The organism is Streptomyces rubradiris (assembly GCF_016860525.1).
In the GTDB taxonomy this organism is placed as follows: Bacteria; Actinomycetota; Actinomycetes; order Streptomycetales; family Streptomycetaceae; genus Streptomyces; species Streptomyces rubradiris.
Map to the genome: position 1 here is coordinate 5,685,241 of NZ_BNEA01000015.1, position 21,820 is coordinate 5,707,060.

Annotated in this window: 22 protein-coding genes and 1 other RNA gene; 10 read left to right on the plus strand and 13 right to left on the minus strand. The window is 73.4% G+C overall.

The window, feature by feature from the left end:
* Window positions 1–48: 48 nt before the first annotated feature.
* Window positions 49–372 carry a cold-shock protein gene (locus tag Srubr_RS38565; protein ID WP_189999489.1) on the plus strand — a complete coding sequence of 108 codons (324 nt, stop codon included), beginning with the start codon at window positions 49–51 and terminating at the stop codon, window positions 370–372.
* 58 nt (window positions 373–430) lie between these two features.
* Here Srubr_RS38565 and Srubr_RS38570 read toward each other — a convergent pair whose 3' ends face one another.
* From Srubr_RS38570 to Srubr_RS38580, 3 genes are all read right to left on the minus strand, one after another.
* Entirely contained in the window at window positions 431–2,176 is a 1,746-nt protein-coding gene (locus Srubr_RS38570; RefSeq protein ID WP_189999488.1) for an MFS transporter, read from the minus strand.
* Window positions 2,177–2,332: 156 nt separating this feature from the next.
* Window positions 2,333–2,974, minus strand: a complete 642-nt coding sequence (locus Srubr_RS38575) for a response regulator transcription factor (protein WP_189999487.1) — start codon at window positions 2,972–2,974, stop codon at window positions 2,333–2,335.
* 55 nt (window positions 2,975–3,029) lie between these two features.
* On the minus strand, window positions 3,030–4,349 hold the full coding sequence (locus Srubr_RS38580; protein ID WP_189999486.1) for a sensor histidine kinase: 1,320 nt from the start codon (window positions 4,347–4,349) through the stop codon (window positions 3,030–3,032).
* 336 nt (window positions 4,350–4,685) lie between these two features.
* On the opposite strand from Srubr_RS38580, the gene Srubr_RS38585 reads away from it, so the two are divergent.
* The 3 genes from Srubr_RS38585 (at window position 4,686) to Srubr_RS38595 (ending at window position 7,646) form a co-directional block, all read left to right on the plus strand.
* Window positions 4,686–5,543 carry a MaoC/PaaZ C-terminal domain-containing protein gene (locus Srubr_RS38585; protein WP_189999485.1) on the plus strand — a complete coding sequence of 286 codons (858 nt, stop codon included), beginning with the start codon at window positions 4,686–4,688 and terminating at the stop codon, window positions 5,541–5,543.
* Between the two features lie 75 nt (window positions 5,544–5,618).
* Window positions 5,619–6,695 carry a Zn-dependent alcohol dehydrogenase gene (locus Srubr_RS38590; RefSeq protein ID WP_189999484.1) on the plus strand — a complete coding sequence of 359 codons (1,077 nt, stop codon included), beginning with the start codon at window positions 5,619–5,621 and terminating at the stop codon, window positions 6,693–6,695.
* A 12-nt stretch (window positions 6,696–6,707) separates the two neighbouring features.
* Window positions 6,708–7,646, plus strand: coding sequence for a 3-oxoacyl-ACP reductase (locus Srubr_RS38595; RefSeq protein WP_189999483.1), 939 nt, complete (start codon window positions 6,708–6,710; stop codon window positions 7,644–7,646).
* 110 nt (window positions 7,647–7,756) lie between these two features.
* Here Srubr_RS38595 and Srubr_RS38600 read toward each other — a convergent pair whose 3' ends face one another.
* A complete protein-coding gene (locus Srubr_RS38600) occupies window positions 7,757–7,915 on the minus strand; it encodes a hypothetical protein (protein WP_189999482.1) in 159 nt (52 codons plus the stop codon).
* A 95-nt stretch (window positions 7,916–8,010) separates the two neighbouring features.
* Complete coding sequence (locus Srubr_RS38605; protein ID WP_189999481.1) at window positions 8,011–9,234, minus strand: hypothetical protein; 1,224 nt, start codon at window positions 9,232–9,234, stop codon at window positions 8,011–8,013.
* 188 nt (window positions 9,235–9,422) lie between these two features.
* Here Srubr_RS38605 and Srubr_RS38610 point away from each other — a divergent pair, with 188 nt between their 5' ends.
* Genes Srubr_RS38610 through Srubr_RS38620 form a run of 3 tightly spaced genes read left to right on the plus strand, consistent with a single transcriptional unit; the run spans window position 9,423 to window position 12,626 of the window.
* Window positions 9,423–10,259, plus strand: coding sequence for a Nif3-like dinuclear metal center hexameric protein (locus Srubr_RS38610; RefSeq protein WP_189999480.1), 837 nt, complete (start codon window positions 9,423–9,425; stop codon window positions 10,257–10,259).
* A gap of 17 nt (window positions 10,260–10,276) precedes the next feature.
* On the plus strand, window positions 10,277–11,020 hold the full coding sequence (locus tag Srubr_RS38615; protein ID WP_189999516.1) for a zinc ribbon domain-containing protein: 744 nt from the start codon (window positions 10,277–10,279) through the stop codon (window positions 11,018–11,020).
* A 19-nt stretch (window positions 11,021–11,039) separates the two neighbouring features.
* Window positions 11,040–12,626 carry a bifunctional RNase H/acid phosphatase gene (locus Srubr_RS38620; protein WP_189999479.1) on the plus strand — a complete coding sequence of 529 codons (1,587 nt, stop codon included), beginning with the start codon at window positions 11,040–11,042 and terminating at the stop codon, window positions 12,624–12,626.
* On the opposite strand, the gene Srubr_RS38625 is transcribed toward Srubr_RS38620, so the two are convergent.
* From Srubr_RS38625 to Srubr_RS38645, 5 genes are all read right to left on the minus strand, one after another.
* The gene (locus tag Srubr_RS38625) at window positions 12,598–13,281 is read right to left on the minus strand and encodes a bifunctional 4-hydroxy-2-oxoglutarate aldolase/2-dehydro-3-deoxy-phosphogluconate aldolase (RefSeq protein WP_189999478.1); all 684 of its coding nucleotides are present in this window, start codon (window positions 13,279–13,281) and stop codon (window positions 12,598–12,600) included. The two genes, Srubr_RS38620 and Srubr_RS38625, sit on opposite strands and share 29 nt — an antisense overlap.
* Before the next feature lie 83 nt (window positions 13,282–13,364).
* Window positions 13,365–14,147: a peroxide stress protein YaaA gene (gene yaaA / locus Srubr_RS38630; RefSeq protein WP_189999477.1), complete on the minus strand. Its 783-nt coding sequence runs from the start codon at window positions 14,145–14,147 to the stop codon at window positions 13,365–13,367.
* Window positions 14,148–14,215: 68 nt separating this feature from the next.
* Entirely contained in the window at window positions 14,216–14,782 is a 567-nt protein-coding gene (locus tag Srubr_RS38635; protein WP_189999476.1) for a hypothetical protein, read from the minus strand.
* On the minus strand, window positions 14,779–15,525 hold the full coding sequence (locus tag Srubr_RS38640) for a MerR family transcriptional regulator (protein ID WP_189999475.1): 747 nt from the start codon (window positions 15,523–15,525) through the stop codon (window positions 14,779–14,781). Before Srubr_RS38640 ends, Srubr_RS38635 begins: the two co-directional genes overlap by 4 nt.
* 83 nt (window positions 15,526–15,608) lie before the next feature.
* Window positions 15,609–17,258: an FAD-dependent monooxygenase gene (locus Srubr_RS38645; protein WP_189999474.1), complete on the minus strand. Its 1,650-nt coding sequence runs from the start codon at window positions 17,256–17,258 to the stop codon at window positions 15,609–15,611.
* Window positions 17,259–17,321: 63 nt separating this feature from the next.
* On the opposite strand from Srubr_RS38645, the gene Srubr_RS38650 reads away from it, so the two are divergent.
* Window positions 17,322–17,987, plus strand: coding sequence for a TetR/AcrR family transcriptional regulator (locus Srubr_RS38650; RefSeq protein WP_189999473.1), 666 nt, complete (start codon window positions 17,322–17,324; stop codon window positions 17,985–17,987).
* 53 nt (window positions 17,988–18,040) lie between these two features.
* Window positions 18,041–18,442, plus strand: an RNA gene (gene rnpB, locus Srubr_RS38655) — RNase P RNA component class A.
* Window positions 18,443–18,617: 175 nt separating this feature from the next.
* On the opposite strand, the gene Srubr_RS38660 is transcribed toward rnpB, so the two are convergent.
* The 3 genes from Srubr_RS38660 to Srubr_RS38670 form a co-directional block, all read right to left on the minus strand.
* Window positions 18,618–18,908: a DUF6087 family protein gene (locus Srubr_RS38660; RefSeq protein WP_189999472.1), complete on the minus strand. Its 291-nt coding sequence runs from the start codon at window positions 18,906–18,908 to the stop codon at window positions 18,618–18,620.
* Between the two features lie 94 nt (window positions 18,909–19,002).
* Window positions 19,003–19,524: an NUDIX domain-containing protein gene (locus tag Srubr_RS38665; protein WP_189999471.1), complete on the minus strand. Its 522-nt coding sequence runs from the start codon at window positions 19,522–19,524 to the stop codon at window positions 19,003–19,005.
* Window positions 19,521–20,786, minus strand: a complete 1,266-nt coding sequence (locus Srubr_RS38670) for a helix-turn-helix transcriptional regulator (RefSeq protein WP_189999470.1) — start codon at window positions 20,784–20,786, stop codon at window positions 19,521–19,523. The genes Srubr_RS38665 and Srubr_RS38670 overlap by 4 nt, the downstream gene beginning before the upstream one ends.
* A 237-nt stretch (window positions 20,787–21,023) precedes the next feature.
* Here Srubr_RS38670 and Srubr_RS38675 point away from each other — a divergent pair, with 237 nt between their 5' ends.
* A complete protein-coding gene (locus Srubr_RS38675; protein WP_189999469.1) occupies window positions 21,024–21,446 on the plus strand; it encodes an ATP-binding protein in 423 nt (140 codons plus the stop codon).
* The last annotated feature ends 374 nt before the right edge of the window (window positions 21,447–21,820 follow it).

Sequence of the window (21,820 nt, forward strand, 5' to 3'; positions counted from 1 at the left end):
CAGGGGGTACGGTCGGCGGAACACCGGTGTGGCGAGGGGGGACCGAACATGCCTGACACCACGTCCGCGGACGTGTTCTCCGGCCGCGTGCTCGAGTGGCACGGCGAGGAGGGCTGGGGAGTTCTCGCTTCCGACGCCCTCCCGGACAGGGTGTGGGCGCATTTTTCGGCCATCCGGGCCGAGGGCTATCGGGAGCTCACCGCCGGCCAGTCCGTCACCTTCTCCGCCGAGCGGGCCGAACAGGACGGGTACCGCCGGCGCGCCGTGTCCGTGTGGCCCGGAGCCGGAGCCGGAGCCGGAGCGCGACGCTCGACCGACGACAGCGGGCGGCCCGGCTATTCGTCCGAGCTGGACATCAGGTTCGATTCCTGACGCGCCTCACCGGCCGGGCGGCGAATGCCCGGCCGGTCCAAGCGATCGCCCTGCCGCGCTAGGCGCTCACCGTCTCCCCCGGCAGTGACAGGTCCAGGTCGACGGTCCGCTCCTCCCCGGAATGCGTCGCGGAAGAGGCGAGCGGTCCGTGGCCGGATGCCTTCGCGGCGAGGACGTACGCGCCCTGTGCCGGCACGGCCAGCGCGTACCGGCCCTCCTCGTCGGAGACGGTCGCCCCCGCCTGCCGCCCCCGCCGGTCGATCAGCGTGACCTTCGCCCGGGCCACCGGAGCGCCGTCGGCGCCCAGCACCCGTCCCCGGAAGCCCCGCAGCACCTCCTCGGCCCGCTCCAGCGCGGCGTCCTCCTCGCTGCTGGCCCGCAGCTGCGGGTGCCGCTGGGCCGGCCGCGGGCTCTTCGGCAGGAAGAGCGCCAGCAGCAGACCGACGGCCACCGCCGCCGTGGCGATCAGGAAGGACACCCGGAACCCGTGCATGGTCGGTATCGCGACCCCGCCGACGTCGTTCGCGGTGTTGGCCAGCACCATGCCGACGACGGCGCTCGACACCGACGTGCCGATGGACCGCATCAGCGTGTTCAGCCCGTTGGCGGCACCGGTCTCGGACGCCGGGACCGCGCCCACGATCAGCGCGGGCAGCGAGGAGTAGGCGAGACCGATGCCCGCGCCGAGGACCACGGACGTGACGATCGTCTGCCAGGCCGCGTTCATCAGGCCGAGCCCGCCGCCGTAGCCGATCGCGATGATCAGCAGGCCGGTGATCAGGGTGACCTTGGGGCCGTAGCGGGCGGACAGCCGCGCGTACACCGGCGCGGTGAACATCATCGTCAGGCCCAGCGGGGCCACGCACAGGCCCGCGACGACCATCGACTGGCCGAGGCCGTACCCGGTCGCGGTGGGCAGCTGGAGCAGCTGGGGCAGGACGAGCGAGACGACGTAGAACGCGACGCCGACCATGATCGACGCGAGGTTGGTGAACAGCACCGCCGGACGGGCGGTGGTGCGCAGGTCGACCAGCGGCGCCTGGACGCGCAGCTCGTACAGGCCCCACAGGACCAGGACGACGACGGCCGCGGCGAACAGGCCGAGCGTGGTGCCCGAGGACCAGCCCCAGTCGCTGCCCTTGGTGATGGGCAGCAAAAGCAGCACCAGACCGGTGGACAGACCCAGCGCGCCGGCCAGGTCGAAGGAACCCTGAGCGCGCATCGGGGACTCGGGCACGGCCAGGAGGGTGAGCAGGATGGCGAGCACGCCGAGGCCGGCCGCGCCGTAGAACAGCGCGTGCCAGTTCGTGTGCTGGGCGACCAGGGCCGCGGCGGGCAGCGCGAGGCCGCCGCCGACGCCGATCGAGGAGCTCATCAGGGCCATCGCCGAGCCGAGCCGCTCGCGCGGCAGCATGTCCCGCATCAGGCCGATGCCCAGCGGGATCGCGCCCATGGCGAAGCCCTGGAGGGTACGGCCGACGATCATGGTGATCAGCTCGCTGGTGAACGCGCTGACCAGGGCGCCGATCACCATCACGGACAGGCTCAGGACGAGCATCCGGCGCTTGCCGTAGAGGTCGCCGAGCCGGCCCATGATCGGGGTGGCCACGGCGCCGGAGAGCAGGGTGGAGGTGAGGACCCAGGTGGCGTCGCTGGGAGCGGTGTCCAGCAGCTGCGGCAGGTCCTTGATGACCGGCACGAGCAGCGTCTGCATCACCGCGACGACGATGCCCGCGAACGCGAGCACCGGGACCACCGCGCCGCCCGCTTGCCGGGTGGGCTGGTCGGTCGTCGTGTCTGTCATGGAGTGAGGCCTTCCACGCGTCATAAGTGCCAGGTAAACCTCGTATGCACAGGCAACTATTCCGTTGCTTCGGGCCTCTAACGAAGTCTTGACCGATCCATGGGTTTCTGGCTCACCGTCAGGTATGTGCATGCGTCGGGAGCCGCGCCCACGGCCTCACAGCCAGCCCTGCTGCCGGGCCTCGCGCAGCGCCTCGGTCCGGTTGCGGGTGCCGGTCTTGCCGATCGCGGAGGAGAGGTAGTTGCGGATGGTGGACTCGGACAGCCTCAGCCGGGTGGCGATATCGGCGACGGTCGCCCCGTCCGCGGACGCCTTCAGCACCTCGCACTCCCGAGGGGTCAGCGGATTGGGCCCGGCGCTGAGCGCGGCGGCGGCCAGTACGGGATCCACCACGGTCTCTCCGGCGAGCACCCGCCGGATCGCCGCGGCCAGCTCCTCCACCGGCCCGTCCTTGACGAGGAAACCGGCGGCACCGGCCTCCATGGCCCGGCGCAGGTATCCGGGCCGGCCGAAGGTGGTCAGGATCAGCACCCGGCACCCGGGCGCCCGCGTCCGCAGCTCGGCCGCCGCGTCCAGCCCGCTCGTCCCGGGCAGCTCGATGTCCAGCAGGGCCACGTCCGCGCGCCGCGCGAGCACGGTGTCCACGATCCCGTCGCCCGAGCCCAGCTCGGCCACGACCTCGATGTCCTCCTCCATCCCGAGCAACAGGGCGAGCGCGCCGCGCATCATCCCCTGATCCTCGGCGAGCAACACCCGGATGGGGGCGGCCGAGCGCTGCTTCCCGGGCGTGTCACTCATGGGGCCAGAGTACGGCGGGCGCGGACGGGGGCCCGCCTGGCCCCGGCCCCGGGCGTCACCCCGTGTGCGTCAACTCGTCGGCGCCGACGGGCAGGACGGCCGTGACCGTGAAGCCGCCGCGCGGCGCGGGACCGGCCGTCAGGGAACCGCCCGCCGCCGCGAGCCGCTCGGTCAGCCCCTTCAGCCCGGTACCGCCGACGACCCCGCGCAGGGGAGCGCGCCCGTCTTCGGAGAAGCTCGTGGACGTGTCCGTACCCGCACCGCCGGGGGCGTCCCCGCCCCCGCCCCCAAAGGGGCCCGTGCCGTTGTCCGTCACTGTCAGGCGTACCCGTTCGGCGGCCGACTCGACGGTGATCTCGCAGCGGGTGGCGTCGCTGTGGCGGACGACGTTGGTGACCGCCTCGCGGACCACCCAGCCGAGCAGTGCCTCGGTCTCCGGGGCGAGCGGTGTGCCCAGCTGGCGGACCACCGGCCGTACGCTCGCCGCGGACAGCGCCGACCGGGCCCGGGTCAGCTCGGTGGCGAGGCTGCCCTCGCGGTAGCCGGTCACCGCCTCCCGTATCTCGGTGAGCGCCTGCCGGCCCACCGTCTCGATGTCCGCGACCTGCGCCAGCGCCGCGTCCAGGTCGCGGGAGGCCAGCCGGCGGGCCGCCTCCGACTTCACCACGACCACGGAAAGCGTGTGCCCGAGCAGGTCGTGCAGATCCCGGGAGAAGCGCAGCCGCTCCTTCTCCACCGCGCGCCGCGCCAGTTCCTCGCGGGCGGCCCGCAGTTCCCGTACCGCCTCGGACAGGCCGAGGATCGCGGCGGTCACCATGCTGGACAGGAACGTGGCGTAGGCCATGCCGGTCGCCTCGTCCCAGCCGGCCCGCAGCCAGCAGATCGCCCCCGCGTACAGGGTGAGCAGCAACCCGGCCCGGCCCACCCACGGCCCGCGCAGGGTGGCCCCGGTGGCCAGGCCCAGCAGCGGGAAGAACATCAGCCAGTTGCCGCCGTAGCCGAGGGCGAGTCCCGTGGTGACCAGGAAGAGCAGTCCCAGGGCCACCCGGTTGGACACCGACTCCCGCTTGGCCCGGTCGAACGCGCGGAAGGTGACATGGACGTAGAGGGAGTTGAAGGCCAGCAGGCCCAGGACGCCGATCCAGGGGTTCGGCGTCTCCCCCTGGAGCACATTGGAGAAGGCGCCCATGCCCAGCAGCAGCCAGGGCAGCAGGGAGAAACCGGTGGGCGGCGGGCCCGGATGGCCGATGCCGGACTTCCCCTCCGCCCGCCGGGCTTGTCGCGCGGTCCGGGCGCACGCGCGCCGCGCCCGCCACCGGTCCATCGCCTTCTGCCGGGCCGCCCGCCGGTCCCGTGGTCCGCGCCACCCCGTCATCTCCGTGTCCCCCAGATCGAATGGTCCTCGCCGTACGGCGTCAGGCCGCACAGCGTATGGAGCGAACGTAAGGAACCGGACGCCTCCTTCGGCAGATACGGAGGTACGGAAACGAGCGGTACGAATGTCACGGTCCGGCACGCCCGGCTGACGCGGCGTCAGGAGCCTTCACAACTGGGGAGCGCTCGGCTATACAGAGGGCGCCGGACTGGAACGCGTTCTAGATCGGCTCGTGGCGGCCCCGGTGCGGCCGACGGTGCGGACGTCCGCGCCGGGGTCTTCCGTCACGACCGCCACCACCATCGCCACGACCGCCTCCACCGCTTCAGGAGCCCCATGCCCATCGACGCAGCGCAGGCCCTCGCGGCCGCACCCCGGACCGGCGAGATCACCTGGGACCACAAGGACGTACAGCTCTACCACCTCGGCATCGGCGCCGGACACCCCGCCACCGACCCCGACGAGCTGCGCTACACCCTGGAGTCCCGGCTGCGCGTCCTGCCGAGCTTCGCCACCGTCGCGGGCAACGGCTCGCCCGGTGTGATCAGCGGGCTGTCCATGCCGGGGATCGACGTCGACCTGGCACGCGTCCTGCACGGCGGGCAGAGCATCGAGGTCCACCGCCCCCTCCCGGTACGGGGCACCGCCACCGCCACCGGCCGGATCGCCGCCGTCCACGACAAGGGCACCGCCGCCGTCCTGGTCATGCGCACCGAGGTCGCCGACGCCGACGGCCCGCTGTGGACCAGCGACGCCCGGATCTTCGTCCGCGGCGAGGGCGGCTGGGGCGGCGACCGCGGCCCCTCCGGCCGGCTCGACCCGCCCGCCGGTGACCCCGACCGGACCGTCGAGCGCCCGATCCGCGAGGACCAGGCCCTGCTCTACCGCCTCAGCGGCGACTGGAACCCGCTGCACGCCGACCCCGACTTCGCCAAGCGCGCCGGATTCGACCGGCCCATCCTGCACGGGCTGTGCACCTACGGCATGACGCTCAAGGCGGTCGTGGACACGCTGCTCGACGGGGACGTGACCCGCGTGCGTGGTTACCACACCCGGTTCGCCGGAGTCGTGTTCCCGGGCGAGACCCTGCGCATCCGGATGTGGCGGGAGGAGAGCCGGGTGCGGGCGGAGGCCGGCGCCGTGGAGCGGGACGACGCGCCGGTGCTCGCCGACACGGTCGTGGAGCACTCCTGAGCGGTGTCACTCCCGGAAAGCCGCAAGAAGCCGTCGTTTCCGCACGCCTGAGCAGCCAGTGAGGGGAGCCGCAGCATGCGCGCCGCCGTACTGCACGAGATCGGCCGGGAGAAGCTGGAGGTCCTCGACGACGTCGAGGCGGTGGGCTTCGGCCCCGGCAAGGTCAGGATCCGGGTGCGCGCCACCGGCCTGTGCCACTCGGACCTGTCCGCGATGAACGGGGTGCTGCCCCAGCCGGCCCCCTTCGTGCCCGGCCACGAGGGCGCCGGGGAGATCGTGGACGTGGGTGACGGGGTGGCGCACCTGAAGCCCGGCGACCGGGTGCTGCTGTGCTGGCTGCCGGCCTGCGGGAGCTGCCCGGCCTGCAGACGCGGGCAGACCCAGCTGTGTCTGGCCGGGTTCATGAACGCGGGCACCCCCAACTTCCGCCGCTCCGGCGGCGACGTCTTCGGCTTCGCGGGCACCGGCACCTTCGCCGAGGAGGTCGTGGTCGACGCCGGCTGCGCGGTGCCCATCCCCGAGGACGTGCCCTTCGACATCGCCGCGCTGATCGGCTGCGGGGTGACGACCGGACTCGGCGCCGCCCTCAACACCGCCGATGTGACGGCCGGTTCGTCGGTCGCCGTCATCGGATGCGGAGGCGTGGGCATCTCCGTCGTCCAGGGGGCGCGGCTGAAGGGCGCCGCCGAGATCGTCGCCGTGGACCCGGTCGCCTCCCGGCGGGAGTCCGCCCTCCGCTTCGGCGCCACCCGGGCCGTCGCACCGGAGGAACTCGCCGACGCCAAGCAGCGGATCACCGGCGGCGAGGGCTTCGACTACGTCTTCGAGGTCGTCGGGAAGTCCGCCACCGCCCGCACCGCCTACGAGACCACCCGGCGCGGCGGCACCCTCGTCGTGGTCGGCGCCGGCGCCCTGGACGACCACCTCCGGCTGAACATGTTCGAGCTGTTCTTCGACGAGAAGCGCATCCTGCCGTCCCTGTACGGCGGCGGGGACGTGCTGCGCTCCTACGAGCGCGCGATCGCCCTGTGGCGGGCCGGCCGCGTCGACCTGGCCGGCCTGATCACCCACCGGGTGCCGCTCACCGGGATCAACGAGGCGCTGGACCAGATGCGCACCGGCACCGCCCTGCGCACCTGCATCGAGATCTGAGGAAGCCGGGCCATGACACTGCCACTAGAGGGACGTTCCGCGATCGTCACCGGCGCCGGGCGCGGGCTCGGCCGGGCCGAGGCGCTGGAACTCGCCCGGCTCGGCGCGGCCGTCGTCGTCAACGACTACGGGCAGCCCGGCCGGGACGGCTCCGGTGCCGCGTCCGCGGGGCCCGCCGAACAGGTCGCGGCGGAGATCCGGGCGGCCGGCGGCACGGCCGTCGCGCACACCGGGGACGTCGCCGACTTCCGGCAGGCCGGGGAACTGGTCGAGCTGGCGGCCGATGCGTTCGGGAAGCTGGACATCCTCGTCAACAACGCCGGCATCCTGCGCGACCGCATGGTCTTCTCCATGTCGGAGGAGGAGTGGGACGCGGTGATCCGCGTCCATCTGAAAGGGCACTTCAACACCACCCGGTTCGCCGCCGCGCACTGGCGGCAGCGGTCCAAGGCGGCGGGGGAGCCGGTGTACGGGCGGATCGTGAACACCTCCTCGGAGGCGTTCGTCGCCGGATCCGCCGGCCAGCCCAACTACGCGGCGGCCAAGGGCGGGATCGTCGGCCTGACCACCTCCACGGCCCTCGCCCTCGCCAAGTACGGCGTCACGGCCAACGTCATCTGCCCGCGCGCCCGGACCCGGATGACCGAGGACGTCTTCGCGGGCTTCGGACCGCCGGCGGAGGGGCTGGACCCGCTCGCCCCCGAGCACGTCGCCCCGCTCGTCGGCTATCTGGCCTCACCGGCCGCCGCCGGGGTCAACGGCCGGCTGTTCGTCGTCCACGGCGGCATGGTGGCCGTGCTGGACCGGCCCCGGGTGCGGGCGAAGTACGACAGCGAGCGGGAGACGTTCACCTACGACGAACTCGACGCGCTGCTCACTCCGTACTTCGCCGGGCGGCCGGCGGGGGAGACGTTCGCGGCGGCGGAGGTGCTGTCGCTCAAGCGCGGGTGAAGAGCAGAGCAGAGAAGAGCAGAGAAGAGGAGAGAAGAGAAGAGGAGACAAGGGGAGAAGGAAAAAAGGGGGGCGCCCGGTGTCGGACGCCCCCCGCCTCTTCACTGCCGTCAGGCTGCCGCCTCGGCCGTTTCCTGGACCGGCTTGCGGTGCCGGCCGTGCGGAGCGGTCTCCCTCTCCTGGACGGCGACCGGGCCTCGGTGCCGGCCGTGGCCCGCGGTCTCGGAAGAGCCGGCAGACAGCTGTTCGGTCGTGCTGGTGTCGCTCATCGGACGTATTCACCCCGTCAACATCATCTTCGGTACAGCCGGGGAGTGTAACCGGCGCACCACGGGCCGAATCCAGGCGCACACGCCAACCGGCACTAGTTCGTTACAAGACGCCCCAGAGGGGCCTGTTGCAAGGGCACGGGCCGCACCGGCACCGGCCTGACGGCCCGGGTCGCCGCGGGCGCGGGGGCCGGCGTTTCCAGCGGGGTGGGGGGTTGGTTTCCGGGCGGGGTGGGGGGTTGGGTTCCGGGCGGAGCGGCGGGTTGGGTTCCGGGCGGAGTGGCGGGTTGGGTTCCGGGCGGGGCGGCCGGCAGGTCGGTCACGCCGCACGGTGTGGTCCGGGTCGCGTACGGGAGTCGTAGGACCCCCTTAGGAGTCCACACCCCGGCCCCGGCCAGCCAGCCCTCGGGGGCCGGGAGGTGCCGGACCCGGCGTTCGGCGGGGCGCCAGGTGCCCACCCACGTGCCGAACGCCCCGTCGACGCGCAAGGCCACCGCGCAGTTCTCCGGCGTCAGCACCTGCCCGGGCTGGATCGCGAACGGCGTCACCGCGCAGTCCGGCAGCCGCAGGCACTCCGGGAACCGCACCGGCAGGCTGCTGCCCAGCACGCCCCAGCCCAATCGTTCCTGCCCGGGGGAGGGCGCGTCGGAGGAGATCAGCAGCAGCCCGCTGTCGGGGTCGGCGAGCAGCAGCCGGTCGTCGCTGTCGTCCGTGATCTGGAGCAGCGGCGAGACCACGCCCCGCTCCAGGTCCAGCACGACCGTCTTGGTGCGCCCGCCCAGCTCCCGGTCGAGCGCCAGCAGCCGCCCGGTGCCGTCCAGCCAGACCCCGCCCGCGCAGCGCCCCGGCACCTCGGCCAGCCGCTCGGGGCCGGCCGCCCCGCCCGCCACCAGCCAGACCACGCCGGATCGCGGACCGGCGGCGAGGGCGTACGCCCGGCCGCCTCCCGGGGCGGGCGGCAGCAGGACCAGCCGGGTGCCGGGCTCGGGGCACTCCACCGAGCCCAGCGGCAGCTCACCGGTGCCGGTCCCGGCCGGGTACAGCAACGAGAACAGGTGCCGCGAAGCCGACGGCCGGTGGACCAGCACCCGGCCGTCGCCCATCGGCTGCACCCCGGTGCCCGGTTCCTCGGGCTGCGTGCCGGGCAGCGGCACCGCGTAGGGCTCCGGGCCGTCCAGGGTCCAGCGCTCTGGGAACCAGCAGTCACCGGCGGGCGCGAGCCGGGCCGCGTACGCGCCGTCCGCCGTGATCACGCACCCCGCCTCCGGCACGCCGTCCGTCCCGCTCGTGGACGGGGGTTCGATAGCACAGGCCGTCATCGTTCGGTCACCTCCGGCGACGACGCTAGTTTCGGCGCGCTCCGGCGCGCGCGGGCGCCGAGGCCCGCTTCACACATACGGGTGGCGCAGAAGCGATTCACCCGAGGAAACCGGGACGGGTGTGCCGAGCCGGGCCAGACCGGACGCATGCGGTACACCCCCGTCGAACAGCCAGGTAGCCTTGGCCCGTGCCCCGTCTGTCTGAAGTCATCGCCGCGCTGGAGAACCTGTGGCCCGCCGAGCGGGCCGAGTCCTGGGACGCGGTCGGCACGGTGGCGGGCGACCCCGGCCAGGAGGTCACCCGGGTGCTGTTCGCCGTCGACCCCGTCCAGCAGATCGTCGACGAGGCGGTGCAGCTCGGCGCCGACCTGCTGGTCACCCACCACCCGCTGTATCTGCGGGGCACGACCACGGTCGCGGCCGGCCACTTCAAGGGCCGGGTCGTGCACACGCTGATCAAGAACGACATCGCGCTGCACGTCGCCCACACCAACGCGGACACCGCCGACCCGGGTGTCTCCGACGCCCTCGCCGGCGCCCTGGACCTGCGGGTCGTACGGCCCCTCGTGCCCGACCCCACCGACCCGCACGGGCGCCGGGGTCTCGGCCGGGTCTGCGAGCTGGACCACCCGCTCACCGTCCGCGAACTGGCCGTCCGCGCCGCCGAGCGGCTGCCCGCCACCGCGCAGGGCATCCGGGTGGCCGGGGACCCCGAGGCCGTCGTCCGCACGGTCGCCGTCAGCGGCGGCTCCGGCGACAGCCTCTTCGACCAGGTCCGCGCGGCCGGCGTCGACGCCTTCCTGACCGCGGACCTGCGCCACCACCCGGCCTCCGAGGCGGTGGCCACGAGCCCCCTCGCGCTGCTCGACGCGGCGCACTGGGCCACCGAGTGGCCCTGGTGCGAGCTGGCCGCGAGCCAGCTCGACGAGATCTCCGACCGCAACGGCTGGGACCTGCGGGTCCACGTCTCCAAGACGGTCACCGACCCCTGGACCGCCCACGCGGCGTCCACCACAACCCTCTAGCCCACGGGAGCCCCCAACTGAACGCCGCGCCCGCCGACCAGATCCGACTCCTCGACGTCCAGGCCCTCGACGTCCGCCTCCAGCAGCTCGCGCACAAGCGGAAGTCGCTGCCCGAGCACGCCGAGATCGACTCGCTGACGAAGGACCTCACGCAGCTGCGCGACCTGCTCGTGGCCGCGCAGACCGAGGAGAGCGACTGCGCCCGCGAGCAGACCAAGGCCGAGCAGGACGTCGACCAGGTGCGCCAGCGCGCCGTCCGCGACCAGCAGCGGCTGGACTCCGGCGCGGTCACCTCGCCGAAGGACCTGTCCAACCTCCAGCACGAGATCGCCTCCCTCGCCAAGCGGCAGGGCGACCTGGAGGACGTGGTCCTGGAGGTCATGGAGCGCCGCGAGGCCGCGCAGGAGCGGGTGAACGAGCTGACCGAGCGGGTCGCCTCCGTGCAGGCGAAGATCGACGACGCCACCGGGCGCCGGGACGCGGCGTTCGAGGAGATCGACGGCGAGGTCGCCTCGGTGACGAAGGAGCGCGAGGTCGTCGCCGCGTCCGTGCCCGAGGACCTGATGAAGCTGTACGACAAGCTGCGCGCCCAGCAGGGCGGCATCGGCGCGGCCAAGCTGTACGCCCGGACCTGCCAGGGCTGCCGGCAGGAGCTGGCCATCACCGAGCTGAACGAGATCCGCTCGGCGGCCCGGGACAAGGTGGTCCGCTGCGAGAACTGCGGGCGCATCCTGGTGCGTACGGCCGAGTCGGGCATCTGAGGAACCCGGGGGCGCGGGCGTGCGGGAGTTCATCGTCGAGGCCGACGGCGGGTCACGGGGCAACCCCGGGCCCGCGGGCTACGGGGCCGTGGTGCGCGACGCGGTGACGGGGCAGACGCTGGCCGAGGCGGCGGAGTACCTCGGCACCGCCACGAACAACGTCGCCGAGTACCGCGGCCTTCTGGCCGGCCTGCGCGCCGCGCACGCCCTCGACCCCGGCGCGCGGGTCCGCGTCCGCATGGACTCCAAGCTCGTCGTGGAGCAGATGTCGGGCCGCTGGAAGATCAAGCACCCCGACATGAAGCCCCTGGCCATGGAGGCACGCTCGGTGTTCCCGCCGGACCAGGTCACGTACGAGTGGATCCCGCGCGAGCGGAACAAACAGGCGGACCGCCTGGCCAACGAGGCGATGGACGCGGGCGCGAAGGGCGAACAGTGGACCCCGTCCCGCTCCCGCGCCGACCTGGCGACGCCGACCGAGCCGACGCCGACCGAGCCGACGACGGCCGAGGCGGCGCTGACCGCCGCCGAAGCAGGGGCTGACCGCACGGCCGAGGCGGCAACCGCCGGTGAACCGCGGTCCTCGGCAGGGGCGGGCCGCGGGGCGGCCGGGGTGGCGTCCGAATCAGCCGCGGCCAGCCGCACGGCCGAGGCGGCGACCGCGAAGCCGACGGCCGGGACGCCGCCCGCCGAGCCGACGCCGGCCGCCGCCGGGGCTGACCGTGCGGCCGGGACGGCATCCGCCGGGGAGTCGTCGTCCTCCGCCGGGGGGTCGCCGTCTTCCGCGGACGCAGTCGGCCGGGCGGCTGACGCGGCGTCCGAATCCGCTGCGGGTAGTCGTGCCGCCGGGGCGGGGGCCGCCCCGGCCGCAGCGGTGGCCGGCAGCGGGCAGCGCCCGGCGGCCGCCGGTGGGCAGCGGCCGGTGACCGGAGGTCAGGCGCATCCCTCGGCGCCCGGCTGGAGCGCCGCTCCCGATCTCGGTGCCCCGGCCACCCTCGTGCTGCTGCGGCACGGCGAGACCCCGCTGACCCCCCAGAAACGCTTCTCCGGCAGCGGGGGCAGCGACCCCGCCCTCTCCGCCGCCGGCCGCGAGCAGGCGTACCGCGTCGCCGACGCCCTGGCCAGGCGCGGCACCATCCAGGCGATCGTGGCCTCTCCCCTGGCCCGTACCCGCGAGACCGCCGGCATCGTCGCCGCCCGGCTGGACCTGGACGTCACGATCGAGGACGGCCTGCGCGAGACGGACTTCGGCGCCTGGGAGGGCCTGACCTTCGGCGAGGTGCGCGAGCGCTACCCGGACGACCTGAACGCCTGGCTCGCCGACCCGGAGGCGCACCCCACCGGCGGTGGCGAGAGCTTCGCCGAGACCGCCGTACGGCTGGCCGCCACCCGGGAGAAACTGGTCGCGGCGTACCGGGGCCGCACGGTCCTGCTGGTCACCCACGTCACCCCGATCAAGACGCTGATCCGCCTCGCCCTCGGCGCCCCGCCCGAGTCGCTGTTCCGGATGGAGCTGTCGGCGGCCTCGCTGTCGGCGGTGGCGTACTACGCGGACGGCAACGCGAGCGTGCGGCTCTTCAACGACACGTCCCACCTGCGCTCCTGAGCCCGGCCGCCGCCCGCGCCAGCTCCTCGATCCGGTCCCAGTCGCGGGCGGCCACCGCCTCCGCCGGGACCATCCAACTGCCGCCGACGCAGCCGACGTTGGGCAGGGACAGGTACTCCGGCGCGGTCGCCGGCCCGATGCCGCCGGTCGGGCAGAACCGGGCCTGCGGCAACGGCCCGGCCAGCGAGCGCAGATAGGCCGTACCGCCCGCCGCCTGCGCCGGGAAGAACTTCATCTTCCGCACCCCGCGCTCCAGCAGCGCGACCACCTCCGAGGCGGTCGACACCCCGGGCAGGTACGGCACCCCGGACGTGCGCATCGCCGTCAGCAGCGACTCCGTCCAGCCGGGGCTGACCAGGAACCGCGCCCCGGCCGCCGTCACCGCGTCCACCTGCTCCGGGGTCACCACCGTGCCCGCGCCGACCACCGCCTCGGGCACCTCGCGGGCGATGGCGCGGATCGCGTCCAGCGCCGCCGGGGTCCGCAGGGTCACCTCGATCGCGGGCAGCCCGCCGGCCACCAGCGCCCGGGCCAGCGGTACGGCCTCGGCGGCGTCGGCGAGCACCACCACGGGCAGGACGGGCGCGAGGTCAAGGACGCAGGGGTCGGCATCCGGGCCGGAGGGGTCGGCGGAGCGGGGCAGCGGCGAGGTCATGCCCTCATCGTGCCCATCAGCCGCACTACTCGCAACGAGCGTTGCGCATATTGCAACGCGCGCCGGTGCGGCCGGCGTGCCGGTCAGTGGATCTCGTCCACCAGCACGTCCAGCGCCCACGCCTTGCCCGCCTTGCCGGGGGCCTCCGCCTCCACTGCGTAGCCCAGCTCCCGCAGCGCCTCCACCAGCTCGGCCGGGTTCTCCGGAGTGGCCCCGGACGTCAGCAGGGCGCGCACGATCCGGCCCTTCGTCGCCTTGTTGAAGTGGCTGACGACCTTCCGGGTGGGCGCGTGCAGCACCCGTACCGTCGCCGTGCGCCCGGCCACCTCGCCCTTCGGCTTCCAGGCGGTGGCGTAGGCCGAGGAGCGCAGGTCCAGCACTAGGCCCTCGCCGGCCGTGGCCGGCAGCACCTCGGCCATCGGCGTCCGCCAGTGCCCGGCCAGCGCGCCGAGGCCCGGCAGCTTCACGCCCATCGAGCAGCGGTAGGAGGGAATCCGGTCCGTCACCCGCACCGCGCCCCACAGCCCGGAGAACACCAGCAGCGAGTCGGCGGCGCGCCGCCGGGCGTCCGCGTCCAGCGTGGCCAGGCCGAGGGCGTCGTAGAGGACACCGGTGTAGATCTCGCCGGCGGGGCGGGCGCCGGCCGTGCGCAGCCCGGCGTTCTTCGCCACCTCGCCGCGCAGCCCCTCGCTGAGCCCCAGCACCTCGCGGGCCTTCTCCGGGTCGCCGGAGCACAGTTCGACCAGCTCGCCGAGCACGGCCTCCCGCGCGGCGGTCAGCCCCGGCAGGGACAGCGAGTCCAGCTCCAGCGGGGCGCCGTCGCCCGAGTTCGCCTTGCCTTCGGAGGGCGGCAGCAGGACCAGCAACACGTACTCCTTACGTAGACCTCCGCGCCAGGGTACGGCGGTCCCGCCCGCGGCCTCGACCGCGGGGTTCAGCGCGCGGCCAGGGCCTGGACCAGGGCACCCGCGTCGTCGGCGTACAGCCGGACCACGCGCACCGGCCTGCGCCGGCCCAGCAGGGACGTGTGCACGACGGGCTCGGCGAGCTCCAGGGTCACCGTGGTCTGCGAGCCGACGATCAGGTCCAGGGCGTCCGGCTCCGGCTTGTGCGTGGTGCGGGTCTCCCGGCGTACGGCGGCGATCGAGGCCAGCGGAATCCGCAGGTCGACATGGGCGCCGTGGCGCACCCGCAGCGCGTCGCCGGACAGCACGTGCGGCCGGACCACGCCGGCCGCGTGCAGGCCGATCACGAACAGCACGGTGTACACGTCCACCGCCAGCAGCACGTCGTGCGCGAGCGGCATGTCCCGCAGCATGAAGGACACGCCGACCGTCTCGACGACACAGACGAAGGCCAGCCCCAGCAGCGTCGAGCCCTGCCCGCGCGCGTACCCGAACGCCCGCCCGTCGGCGGTGCCCTGGGTGCGCCGGGCCAGCCACAGCGCCAGGCTGACGAAGAGCCGCATCTCGTGCCGGGCCATCAGGTACATCGGCGTCATCTCTCCACCCCCAGAATGATCTCCAGCATACGGCGCACCGCCGCCGCCTGGGCAGGTGCGAAGTCGGCGTACACGGCCCGCAACACCGCGTTGTCCAGGTCGGGTTGGCCCTCCGTGGGCAGTCCGTCCGGTACGCACGCGGCGAGCGTGCGCGCGGTCCGCTCCACGCGCGGATCACCCGGGTCCACGTCGGCCAGCGCGTCGAGCAGCGCGTACGCCTCGCGGGTACGGGCCACCGCGTCCGGGTCGTCCAGGGCGCCGCGCAACGCGGCCGACAGCCGCTCCCGGTCCTCCGCCGACGCCCCCGTGTCGACCAGGGCCAGGATCTCCCGGTCCTTGGCGGCCGTGGGGGAGTCATCGGCGGGCAACATGTCGAGCAGGACGGCCAGTTCGGGTGAGACGGGTCCGTCGGCGGGCGGCTCCCCGGCGTCCAGCAGCGCCCGCAGCCGCCGTCGGCGCTCCCGGACCGCCGCCTCCTGCCGGGCCAGGTCCTCGTCGAGCTCGGTCAGCACCTCGGTGAGGTCCTTGCCCGCGTCGTCGGCGAGCACGTCCCGGACCTCGGTCAGGCCCAGGCCCAGCTCGGTCAGCCGTCGGATCCGGGCGAGCACGACGGCGTGCCGCAGCGCGTAGTGCCGGTAGCCGTTGGCCCGCCGCGCCGGCTCGGGCAGCAGGCCCAGGTGGTGGTAGTGCCGCACGGTGCGCGTCGTGACGCCGACGGCGGCGGCGAGTTCTCCGATCCGCATGGGATCAGTACAGACGTTGACGTCACGGCGGGGTCAAGGGGTGGGCCGGGGGCGCCGGGTCGGTGTGGTGGTGTTGACGTCGGTCATGCGGCGGCTGCCCGGGGTGTGCCGAGCCAGCGTTCCAGGACCTCGGGCAGCCCCGCGCCGCCCGCGGTGTCGGAGGCCCACGCCACGAACCCGTCCGGCCGTACGAACAGCCCCCGCAAGCCGGGCCGGTCCGGGCAGGCGGCCGTGACCACGTCCAGCCGGTCGCCGTAGCCCCCGGCCCGGGTGCGCAGCCCGGCGTCGTCGGCCGGGTCCAGGAGCAGGGCGCGGCCGGTGCGCAGCCGCTCGCCGAGCCGGGTGCCGTCGGCAAGCCGCAGGTCGGGCGCGCAGACGCCGGTCAGCGGGTGGTCGCCGGGCAGGTCGTAGCGCTGCCGGACGCCGGAGATCCGCGTGGCCAGGTAGGTCGCGCCGGCGGAGGTCAGCGCCAGGTCGGTGACCACCCGGCGCAGCGCGCGGGCATGCCGGTCGGGGCGCATCAGCGCGACCTGGGCCCGGGTCCAGTCCAGCACCCGGGCGCCCACGGGGTGCCGTTCGGCGGTGTAGGTGTCTAGCAGCGACTCGGGGGCCCGGCCGCGTGCGACGGCGGCCAGTTTCCAGCCCAGGTTCAGCGCGTCCCCGATGCCGAGGTTGAGACCCTGCCCGCCGAACGGCGCGTGCACGTGCGCCGCGTCGCCCGCGAGCAGCACCCGGCCCTTGCGGTAGTCGGTCGCCTGGCGGGCGTTGTCCGTGAACCGGGTCGCTGTGAGCACCTCCGTGACGCTCACCTCGGGCACGCCCGAGACCCGGCGCAGGCTCGCCTCCAGTTCCCCGGCGGTGACCGGCGCGGACCGGTCGGCCGGCGGACCGTCGAACTCCACGGTGAGCACGCGCCCCGGGAACGGCCCGTGGACGTACGTCCCCGTGTCGGTGGTCTGCCAGCCGGTGCCCAGCCGCTCGGCCCCGGACAGCCGTACGACCGCCTGGTAGCCGGTGATCTCCGGTGCCGTGCCCGGGAAGTCGAACCCGGCCAGCTTGCGGACGGTACTGCGCCCGCCGTCGCACCCGACGAGGCGTCCGGCCCGAAGAGTTCGCGGGCCGGTGCGCGGGCTATCGGTGCGCATGCTGACCCCGTTGGTGTCGGTGTCGGTGCCGGTGTCGGAGTCGGAGTCGGTGTCGGTGTCGGTGTCGGAGTCGGTGTCGAGGTGCATGGTCACCCCGTCGGCGTCGGTGTCGAAGCCGGTCAGCTCGACGCCCCGGCGTATCTCGACGCCCAGCCGTCCGGCCCACCGGCCGAGGATCCGCTCCAGTTCGGCCTGGGGCACGGCGAGCCCGACACCGGCGGCGGGACCCGCGTCCGTCCATGCGGCATCGGAGCCGTCGAACAGGTCCGGGTCGAGCATGATCCCCGCGAAGTGCCCGGCGAAGCGCCTGGCGAACTTCGGCTGGGGGCGGCCGTTCCCGCGGAAGTCGCGCAGCCGGGCCAGGGACGCCTCCCCGGCCGCCGCCAGCTCGGGCAGCAGGCCCCGGCGGTACAGGGCGATGGCGGTCGCGATGTTGACGGAGCCCGCCTTGACCGTCTCGTCCACCTCGGTCCGCCGCTCCAGGACCAGCACCCGCGCGCCGCCCAGCCGCAGCTCACAGGCGAGGAAGAGGCCCACGGGGCCGGCACCGGCCACCACCACGTCGTAGTCGTACTCGCTCGTCGTCATGACGGGTAACTGTAGTCACTAAAAGTTTCGAGTGACTATAGATTTCTGGGATAGAGTTTCCCCATGGACTCCAGGCACGATCGGGACCTCTCCTTGCGGGAGCGGAAGAAGCGGGAGACCCGGCAGCGCATCTCGGACATCGCGACGGGTCTGATCGGGGAGCGCGGCTTCGACGCGGTGACGGTCGCGGAGATCGCCCGCGCGGCGGGCGTCTCCCCGATGACGGTCTTCAACTACTTCCCGCGCAAGGAGGATCTCTTCCTGGACCGCATCCCGGAGGCGGCGGCCCTCTTCGCGGCGGCCGTACGGGATCGCGCACCCGACGAGCACCCGCTCACCGCCCTGCGCCGCCTCGCGCTCCGGCTCCTCGAAGAGCGGCATCCGCTGGGCGGGGTCGGGGACACCTTCGCCGACTTCTGGCGGATCGTCGCCGACTCGCCCGCTCTGCGCGCCCGGGCCCGGGAGGGCGTGGAGGAAGTCGAGGAGGCGCTGACCGAGGCGTTCGACGAGGCGGGCATGGCGGACCCGGAACTGTGGGCGGCGCTGACCACGGCCGCGTACCGGACGGTGTTCGTCACCTCCGTACGCCGACTGCTCGCGGGAGATCCGGTGGAGGAGGTGGCCCGGGACCACAGGGAGCGGCTGGAGGCGGCGTTCGCGACGTTGGAGCGGGCGGCCCCGGAGGTCCGTTGGCCGCGACCGTACGACGAACAGCGTCCGCTGCCGTAGTGGGCGCGGTCCGGGCCGAGCCGGCCGCCCGGTACCATGGTCCTTACGGCAGACGAGCCGGGCGGACGGCCGCGTGGAGTCCCTTAGGGGGCTTCCCGAGGAACGTCCGGGCTCCACAGGGCAGGGTGGTGGCTAACGGCCACCCGGGGTGACCCGCGGGACAGTGCCACAGAAAGCAAACCGCCAGGGACTCCGGTCCCTGGTAAGGGTGAAACGGTGGTGTAAGAGACCACCAGTGCCCAGGGTGACCTGGGCAGCTAGGTAAACCCCACCCGGAGCAAGGTCAAGAGGGGGCACCTCGGTGTCCCTGCGCGGACGATCGAGGGCTGCCCGCCCGAGTCCGCGGGTAGACCGCACGAGGCCGACGGCAACGCCGGCCCTAGATGGATGGCCGTCGCCCCGGCCGCCGCGAGGCAACCGGGGAACAGAACCCGGCGTACAGCCCGACTCGTCTGCCGCTCAGGGCTCTGACCTGCGGTATCGAAGGCCAGGGGCCTTCTCTCGTGGAATCGCGGGCGTCGCCTCACCCCGTTCCGTACCGGTTCAGACCGAACCTCGCCGCTACGAAGGTAGCCATGAAGGTAGCCACGCCGGGGGGGCTTGGCGTGGGCCGGCACTCCAGCAGAGGTATCAGGGCGGCGGCTTCCGGTGTCTGCCGGTCCCTGGGCCGAGCTTGGGTGTTGCCTCAGGGGCGGGGGCAACCTCGGAGTGGGGAAACAGCATGCGCCTTGCTTCCGCGAGGTTCACCGCGAAGCCGTGCGGCTCCCACATATGGCCGTTCCACCGCTGGATCGCGCGGGGCGCCTCGGGGTTCAGATGCGATGCCTGCGGGCCGTCGCCGGTCACGAGGGGTACGGCGCGAAGCTGCCCGATCCTCGCATCCCGGCGCTCAGCCCACTCGGCGAGCGGCTCGTCGTCCATGTCCGGAGCGTAGTGGGTCAGGTGATCCGGTGCTCCCAGCGCAGTGACGGCTCCGATCGATCCACTGTGCGCACGACGGGTGCGGCACTGTTGATCACATGAGGGGTGCGCCGTCGCGGAGGTACAGCGGGTGTTTCGCGTCCAGTGCCTTCAGGGCGTGCTCGAACCGGCGCCGGGTGCGGTCCCGGAGGCGGCCGGCGGCTTCGGCGGCCGTGACGAAGGCGGCTTCGGACAGCTCGTCGTCTCGTGGCCGTAGCCGGTCGGCCTGGTCCTGGTCCAGGGTGCCGCCGTCGAAGATGAACGCGAGCTGATCATCCCAGGGACCGTGCGGGGCCACCCAGTCCACCACCAGCAGCCCGAGCAGCGTGAGGCGTACGCCGAGTTCCTCCATCAGCTCACGGCGTGCCGTGTCCTCCGGCGGCTCGTTGGCCTCCGCCATCCCGCCGGGGAGATCCCATCCCGGTTTGTACGTGGGGTTCACCAGGAGCACACGGCCGTACGGGTCCCGTAGCAGCACATCGGCCGCCACGCGCTTGCGGGCCTGCTTGGCGTTGCCCTCCGCGAGATACGCGTTCCACGCGTCGGTGTCGGCGGGATCGGGTGCTGTGGGCTTCATGCGGTGGTGCCTCCCGGGGACGGCGGGATCAGATCGGCCAGCAGGAGCATTCTGGCGTGGCGTGCATCATCGAACCGCGCCAGGTACTCCCGGACCGGCAGGTACCCCCGGTGCGGCTCCAGCAGCCGGCGTAGCCCGTCAAGCTGCTGCACCACTCGGACCGAACCGAGAGTCGGGCTCGTACTGAGCAGGTCGTGGCCGACGCTCACCGCGGAGTCCAGGTCACCCCGGCGCACGTGGACGTCCACCAGGCTGATCCGGCTGAGAGCCAGGGACCGCGCCCGCCCCGCCTCGCGCAGCGCAACAGCTTGTTCGGCGTACGACAGGGCATCGTCGTACAGCTCCAGGTCACGCAGGATCAGAGCTGACTCGCTGGCCAGCGCGGCGGCGTCGAACGGGCTCAGCCACGGGTGATCAGCAGCGGGCGAAGCCTCCAGGTCGCGGTGCGCGGCCTCCAGCGCGTGGGTGGCCGGGGTGCGCTGAGACGCGACCGCCAGTGCACGGGCCTGCATGGTGTGCAGCCGCGCCGTCAGCGCGGGAATCCGAGGCCCCTGCGCGGCCAGTTCGAGCCCGGTCCGCGCCCAGCCGACAGCCGCGGCCACATCCCCGGTCTCAAGGGCAAGGTGGCTGCTGCTCGCAGCGATGTGCGCGGCCAACGGGAAGTCACCAGAGGTGCGGGCCAGAGGGAGAGCGCAGGCGAAGTGCTGGGCCGCGCGGTCATCATGACCGGAGTCGTGAGCCATCCAGCCCGCCATCTCGGTCAGCGCGGCTGCGGCGGCGAACACCTGCGGACCGCTGCCGATATCGACCAGCCGGGGCGCCACCCGGTCCGACAGGTGCCGAACGACAGCCCCGTACAACCTGCCGCCGCCGGTCTGCCGGTCAGCGCTGCGGAAATGATCCATCGCCACCAGGTCGTCACCGTCCGGCGGCGGCCGGTCCGTGCGCTCGTGCTCGGCGGTCGTTGGCGCGGGCTCCCACGAGCGTCGAGCCAGCCCCAGCAGATGGCCGGGGATGTGGAAGGCGTCGGCGATCTGCTCGAACAGGGTCAGCTTCTCCACCCGGCTCTTGCCGTTCATGTAGTCGTACAGCCGCCCCTGCGTAATGTCGACGGCGGCAGCGATGCGCCGCGTACTGACACCGCGCGCATTGAGCATCCGGAACACCGCCCCCATGTCCCGCTCGGCGCACGCATGGAGCAGGCGTCCATCCCCGAGCAGACCGGCGACGACCTCACGCGGATTCGGTGACAGACGGTCCATCTGCAACTCCCCCCGGGTAGCGAATGGAACCGATGCTAAGGCCAACCCCGCTGACCTGACTTCGCGTTGGAGTCACCCTCTGGAGTCTCCCCATCCCCTTCTCCACGCGTTGACTGTCAGCCGCCGGGAGGCGCACCCGTGAACGCGCCTCGGCGCCGTCCCGCCCGCAGGCTTCTCCCCCGAGGCACGCGGGCGGGGCCTCCCCCCAGCCGCCCAGACCAAGGCGTGACGACGACCATGACCAACGAGCGAGTGATTCCAGGGCAATACCCGCGCCAGAGCGCCACCCTCGCGAGCGAGGCCGCCAGTGTTCCGGTGGCGCGTCAGGTAGTCCGCGAGGCATGCGCGGAGTGGGGCATGGACCAGGACGCCGTAGAGACCGGCACGCTCCTGATCTCCGAAATCGTCACCAACGCAGTCCGCCACGGTCGCTCTCACAGCGTCCGGGTGATCGCCGAGCAGCCGCGCTCCGACCGGCTCCGCGTCGCCGTGGTCGACAAGTCCCGCCGCATGCCCGAGCTGAACATCGTTGGACCAGACGCCATCGGCGGCCGTGGTCTCCTCCTGGTCGACGCCCTCTCCGACCGCTGGGGAACCGATCTCCTTCCCTGGGGTAAGCGCGTCTGGGCCGAGATCGCGATCAGGGTCGGCGACCAATGACCGGCCGCCACCGCATGCTGCAAGCCGACGGGGTAACCGCCGGCACAGGGCTCCTGGGAGCCGTCGCCGTTGGGCTCGGGCTGGTGGTGTCCATGGTCTTCGACGAAGTCCACACGGATTCTGCCCCGAATACCTACTCCGTTCCCGACAAGGAGCCGCACGTGGCGACTCTCGCCACACCGGACCGCCCCCCATAGCCGTCCCTGCCGGTGTGCGCAGCGGTCCCTCAAACGCGAGGGGGACCGCAACGGCCGCCCGCCCTGTCTTCTGGGGCGGATGGCCCAACTACTGCCCCAGCCGGGGCACAACGCTCGTTCACATCCACTGCCCCGGCCGAGCCCCTCTCGCCGTCCGGAAGCTCCGGGCGGCGGCTG